The 1437-nt window shown below is 75.9% G+C and carries 1 protein-coding gene and 1 pseudogene; both read left to right on the top strand.

Annotation, left to right across the window (positions count from 1 at the left end):
- Nucleotides 1-898: pseudogene (locus VM95_RS43085) on the top strand (hypothetical protein); the annotation flags it as partial.
- A 43-nt stretch (nt 899-941) separates the two neighbouring features.
- The coding region (locus VM95_RS43080; protein ID WP_045705890.1) for a serine/threonine-protein kinase at nt 942-1437 on the top strand (496 nt) is incomplete at its 3' end.

The following is a 1437-nucleotide window of genomic DNA, read 5'->3' as shown; positions in this document are numbered from 1 at the left end:
GCCGGTGCCGCCCGCGCCGCCCGCCGCGCCGCCCGGGCCGGGGGCCTCGCAGGTGCTGCCGCCGCTGACCACCCCGCCGGTGGTGGCCGCCGCACCGTCCGACGCCGCCCGGGCCGCGCTGCGCGAGCGGCGCGCGGCCGCCTTCCGGGCGCCGACCGCGGGCGAGTCGGCGGTCCAGCTGCAGGCGGTCGCGCAGGAGTGCGTGACCGTGCTCGGCGCCGCCGACCGCGACACCCTGTGCGCCTGGCGGGACTTCACCTGGTACCTCAGCCGGGCCGGGGACGTGGACGGCGCGATCCGGCTGCTGTCCACCGTGGTCGAGGACATGCGCGCGGCGCTCGGCCCCACCGACCCGGACACCCTCGGCGCCCGCTACCACCTGGTGTGGTGCATCGGCGAGAACGGCGCCGAGGTCACCGCGATCCGGCTGATGACCGAGCTGCTGCCCGATCTGCACGCCGCCTGGGGCCCGCAGGACGCCCGGGTCCTGAAGGCCCGGCACGACCTCGCCGTGTACCGGGCCAACCGGGGCGACCTGCAGGGCGCCGTCATCCAGCTGCACGCGCTGCTGCCCGACCTCGCCCGCGCCCTCGGCGAGCACCACCCGAGCACCGTCCAGGTCTGGCAGGACCTGGCCGGCTACCAGCAGCGGCTCGCCCAGGCCGGCCGCAAGGGCCTGCCCGGCCAGCGCCGCCGGGCACCGAGGATGAGCCCGATCGAGGCGCTGGTGCTGATCAGCCGGCTGCGGGTCTGGGACTTCGCCGACGACCGGCAGGGCCAGGACTGCGTCGAGGCGCTGGAGCGCGGCGTCGGCCTGAAGGGCGTCGCGGACGTGGTGTTCGACGCTCCGGACTTCGTCTCGGACGAGGACCTGGTGGAGGAGATCTTCGGCCCCTGAACGGGGCTCGGAGCCGGGGCAGCGGAGAACGGGGGAGGCACGGGTGCGGGTCGGGGACGTCCTGGACGGCCGGTACGAGCTCCAGGAGAGGCTGGGGCAGGGCGGCTTCGGCGTGGTGTGGCGGGCCGAGGACACCCGGATGCACCGGCCGGTGGCGGTCAAGCTCATCCGGCACGACGACGGCGACCAGGCCAAGGCGGCGCTGCGCTTCGCCCGGGAGGCGTCCGCGGCGGGCAACCTGTCCCACCCGCACATCGTCACCGTGTACGACCTCGGCCACTGCCGCGCCGACGGCGAGGACGTCACCTTCCTGGTGATGGAACTGCTCACCGGCCGCACCCTGACCGCGGTGCTGCGGGGCGGCGTGCCCGAGCCGCTGCTGAGCCTGCGCTGGGGGCGGGAGATCTGCGGGGCGCTGGCCGCGGCGCACGACGCGGGCGTGGTGCACCGCGACATCAAGCCCGACAACATCATGATCACCGAGGCCGGGCAGCTGAAGGTGCTGGACTTCGGCATCGCGCAGCTGGACACCGGCGCGG

The sequence above is a fragment of the Streptomyces rubellomurinus genome, from assembly GCF_000961885.1.
In the GTDB taxonomy this organism is placed as follows: Bacteria; Actinomycetota; Actinomycetes; order Streptomycetales; family Streptomycetaceae; genus Kitasatospora; species Kitasatospora rubellomurina.
Note: the sequence above shows the minus strand (reverse complement) of the source record. Positions and strands in the feature narration are given on the sequence as shown.